The sequence below is a fragment of the Pseudescherichia vulneris genome, from assembly GCF_902164725.1.
Taxonomy (GTDB): domain Bacteria; phylum Pseudomonadota; class Gammaproteobacteria; order Enterobacterales; family Enterobacteriaceae; genus Pseudescherichia; species Pseudescherichia vulneris.
In genome coordinates, this window is the sequence record NZ_LR607338.1 from 2,135,602 (window position 1) to 2,139,350 (window position 3,749).

Below are 3,749 nucleotides of genomic sequence, written 5' to 3' on the forward strand. Positions count from 1 at the left end.
AACTCTTTCTGGCGAAGGTAGCTTTGCTCTGTAGCTTTGAAGGCGTTTTCTAGCTTTTTAGCTCCGGCGTCAACCGTTGGCTTGCCGTTTACCTCATTGACTCCAAGCGCAAATGAACCGGCTGGCGCTGTGGTGGCTTGAGTCGTGGGCGGGAGATTCACAGCACTTTTTTGTTTCGACAGCTTTTCACGCTGATCAATTAATCCCTTTAGCTCTTCGCTCAAGGTTTTTACGCTGTCATCCCCGCCAGTTAGCCAGCCAAAGAAAGACTCGCCTTGCGAATAGAATCCGTTCCGCCCTGAAAGGTTTCGCTGAAGATATTCAATACGTTCATTTATCTGATCGATATTTGACATATCGACATTGCCGCCTAAGGCAGCCATTCTATTTCCCGACGCCACTGCAAGCTTACCAGCCTCAGATGCCGCCTTTGCCATCCATCCCGCCAGCCCAGCTATCTGGCTCACAAGAGAAGCCAGCCCTTGCAAAACCGAAGGATCGGTTAAGATGTTTTTTACATCGCTGAGTGACCTATTCAATTGAGACAAGTCTACTTTTGCGAGTCCACTAGCGATTTCAATTTTCAGCCCTTTAACTTGAGCATCTATATCTTGAAAAAGCTCGTTAACTTTCAACAAGTCACTAATGGACTTGGCGTCAGGAGCAACGCCATAATCTTTAGCTTGCTGAATGAATGACTTTAATTTTTCATTATTATTATCAAAAAGCGGGAGTAGTTTTGATAAGTCATTACCAAGACTTTCAAGAATAGTTATCTTCCCGGCGTTAGTAGAGACTTTACTTAAAGCCTCACCAATAGCCAAAAGCTGTTTATCTGGGGTGGTTTTGGATAACTTATCTGCTGATAAACCCAACGCATTTAATGCATCAACAGCCTCACCTGATTTATTAAGTACAGCATCACCAATTTTATCGCCAATATCTTTGAAAATATCAGCCATCTGGTCGCCAGATACCCCGGCTTTTTCTGCAGCAAACTGCCAGGCAAGAAGCTCTTGGGTCGATACGCGCAGAGATTTGGCCCAGCGATCAGTTTCAGTGATTTGGTCAGAAGTGGATTTTAGCAAAGCAATGCCAGCAGCGCTTGCCGCTACCGCCGCACCTGCCGCAGCGACACCTACTGATGAAATAGCAGAACCGGCAGCTTTAGCGTCGCTCTCTATTTGCTTGCGCCATTTCCCTGATGAGCGCTCGGCCTTCTCCATTCCTGCAACAAAACCGCCCACCTTGGCTATTAGATCTATCGTGAGGGTGCCAAGAGATTTACTAGCCATTTTTTCTCCAAAAAAAACCCCGCTAAGCGGGGCTCATTTAGCTATTTTGTTTTAGCCTATCCTCTAGCTGTCTCCTAAAATCCTTTTGCAGTTCAACAGGCAAAGAACTTAACCATTTGTCAATCAGAGGTCTATTCATCAGCATGATATCTGAAACACTACTCTTGCTATATTTCCCTAAAAGCATGAGTGTTACCCTATCAATGGCTAAAATATCAAGACGCTCACCACTATCAGCATGGATAACAAAATATTCTGCATCGATGCGATCTAGCTCTGTGTAATCTACTACAGGCACAGGCCTCTTCCTTCTCAATGCTGAGACTATCAGGCCACCTAAGAACAAAAAACCTGCGATTATTACAAGATTCTGCCTTAGAGAAAGCAGCCCGAAATTAACAACATTTGTGCCATCTCCAGCAGGGACAGTCACATCCATTAATAGGGCATATATACCAAGTAACACACCAATTAACGAAAGAAGCCAACCAAAATTTTTCATTGCGAGATCTCCATCTATGAAGATCTAAATGTATCACAAATATTAACCTGCTTAGCTCCAAGCCCTCATTGCATCTTCCAGAGAAACAGGAGCTTCGGAAATGTGTGGCGCAAAATCACTGATACGAAATGTCGGGGCATCCTTGTCTTTGTTGACGTTTGCCAGAACGGAGGAGATCAGCGCAGCGCCCCACTCTGTCCGCATCATCGGGTTCAGGCTGCCGTATCGTTCCCGGTATTTTGCCCAGAGCTGCGACTCTTTGAAGCTGATCGCTTCCCGCGCTTCGGCGATTGTACGTCCGCCGATGCCGTTGAGGACGAGCTCGCACCAGAACTCGTCTTCGGCGCTGAGCTGGTACTCTTTCCCAGATCGTTAACCTCCTGGATGGCAAGCAGCAGAGCGATGGTCAGCGGCCCGTCCAGCGCGCCACGTTCCGGATCTGCTTCGCCGGTTATATCCGCTGGGGTAAATACCGGATGCCCGGACTCGTCGCAGATGGAGGCAGCAATACGCCCGGCTACGCCATCCACCCGGCCATTTGCCGCCATAACGTCGGTCATCGCCGAGTGGTATCCCATAGGGCGGATATAGACGGTTGCGGTGATCTCCTGCTCACCCTGCTTCCAGGTGATTTCCTTCTCTACCGGGCGGCCAGTAAAGGCCCCGGCCTGCTTCAGTGCATCAAGTGTCAGCTTCATGTTTTAGGCGCTCGCTTTTGGTACCCAGACGGCAGAGCCGGAACGCTGGATAGAGGCGGAAGTGGAAACAACCGTGTTGGCTGCAAAATCAAACGGGAAGTCGCTTACGTAACCTTTGAAAACAAACCACGTGCGGCTGTCAGGCAAAGCCAGTCCGTCTACCGCCCCGCTCGTGCCACTGGCGGCTGCCGTCGGTGCGGCTTCACCATCAGACCAGCCGATTGCAAAGGTCAGATCCTGATCAGCCTCATCATCGGAAATCGACAGGTTATAGAGCATGATATGGCTGGCATTTTTAGGATCAGCATTCAGCGTGAGGGATGCTGCGCCTGGGGTACGAAGCCCGCGTTTGTAAGTGCGGTCATTCTTTTCAGAGAGGCAGGTATCCTCAATCTGGTCAGCAGGGTTACTGCCTGGTGAAAACGCTGTAATACATTCCACTTCACTCACTGCGCCATTGGCGAGCACATAGAGCTGCGTGCCTTGAGTTAATACAGACATTGATTATCTCCGGTCATAAAAAAACCGGCTCAGGGCCGGTGAGAGGGTTATCGCTTAACTATCCAGTCCACGTCGAACGAATAGCGGTAGCGTCTGGTTTCGGGGTCTTTTTCCTGCCCACCCCAGCGCGTGATATACGCGTGTGGCTCGATAGCGTCGCGTAGCGCGGCGGCAACAGCGATCACGTCGTCCACGGTGTCAGCATACGCATCAACCTGCAGGGTGAACTAATCGACATCGGGCCGTTGCGCGAGATAGTTCTCCGGAGAGCCGGTGACGTTCTGCCACACCACGTAGGGATAGACCACGTTGTCGTCCTGCTGACCGAACGGATAGAGGCGTAGCGTGTCGCCGCCCAGCAGTGCAACCACCGACGGGCTGGCGGCGCATACGCTAAAGATCGGCGCAATCATGGAGGCACTCCCTTTTTCGCCGCGCGCTTGATGGCCCGGTCAATAGCCTTTTCGTATTCAGTTGCAAAGACGTTCACCACCTCACCGACGCTGCTTTCAGCCGCCGGGCGCATGAACGGCTGCGCCCGCACATTCTCGGTACCGAGCTCAATCAGTCGCCAGTGCGGCGTCGGCGCATTCTCTCCGAGATCAGGATTTTTTTTCAGGACTGCACCGTGAAGAACGCCGATCCGGAAACCGAGATTGCCGGTGGTTTTGAAGACGCGGCCGTTCCAGCGCATCGCCACGTTGGCAGCAATGCTGCGGCCCGGTAACGGGTCATCGATCCTCGCGGCGTTCC

At 51.1% G+C, this 3,749-nt stretch carries 5 protein-coding genes and 2 pseudogenes; all 7 read right to left on the reverse strand.

Annotated elements, in window-relative coordinates; genetic code table 11:
- Positions 1-1,295: pseudogene (locus FN633_RS09155) on the reverse strand (phage tail tape measure protein); the annotation flags it as partial.
- 37 nt (positions 1,296-1,332) lie between these two features.
- Entirely contained in the window at positions 1,333-1,797 is a 465-nt protein-coding gene (locus tag FN633_RS09160) for a hypothetical protein (protein ID WP_154057507.1), read from the reverse strand.
- A 51-nt stretch (positions 1,798-1,848) separates the two neighbouring features.
- The gene (locus FN633_RS18610) at positions 1,849-2,004 is read right to left on the reverse strand and encodes a phage tail assembly protein T (protein ID WP_425049147.1); all 156 of its coding nucleotides are present in this window, start codon (positions 2,002-2,004) and stop codon (positions 1,849-1,851) included.
- A 5-nt stretch (positions 2,005-2,009) separates the two neighbouring features.
- Complete coding sequence (locus tag FN633_RS09165; protein ID WP_154057508.1) at positions 2,010-2,495, reverse strand: phage tail assembly chaperone family protein, TAC; 486 nt, start codon at positions 2,493-2,495, stop codon at positions 2,010-2,012.
- A 3-nt stretch (positions 2,496-2,498) separates the two neighbouring features.
- The gene (locus FN633_RS09170) at positions 2,499-2,996 is read right to left on the reverse strand and encodes a phage tail tube protein (protein WP_154057509.1); all 498 of its coding nucleotides are present in this window, start codon (positions 2,994-2,996) and stop codon (positions 2,499-2,501) included.
- Between the two features lie 47 nt (positions 2,997-3,043).
- Positions 3,044-3,409: pseudogene (gene gp17 / locus FN633_RS09175) on the reverse strand (tail completion protein gp17).
- The coding region (locus tag FN633_RS09180; protein WP_154058882.1) for an HK97-gp10 family putative phage morphogenesis protein at positions 3,406-3,749 on the reverse strand (344 nt) is incomplete at its 5' end. The pseudogene gp17 and the gene FN633_RS09180, both read right to left, overlap by 4 nt.

Excerpts from the sequence above, each read along its gene's own strand:
- FN633_RS09160 (WP_154057507.1), bottom strand. The coding sequence starts at position 1,797 with ATGAAAAATTTTGGTTGGCTTCTTTCGTTAATTGGTGTGTTACTTGGT.
- FN633_RS18610 (WP_425049147.1), bottom strand. The coding sequence starts at position 2,004 with ATGATGCGGACAGAGTGGGGCGCTGCGCTGATCTCCTCCGTTCTGGCA.
- FN633_RS09165 (WP_154057508.1), bottom strand. The coding sequence starts at position 2,495 with ATGAAGCTGACACTTGATGCACTGAAGCAGGCCGGGGCCTTTACTGGC.
- FN633_RS09170 (WP_154057509.1), bottom strand. The coding sequence starts at position 2,996 with ATGTCTGTATTAACTCAAGGCACGCAGCTCTATGTGCTCGCCAATGGC.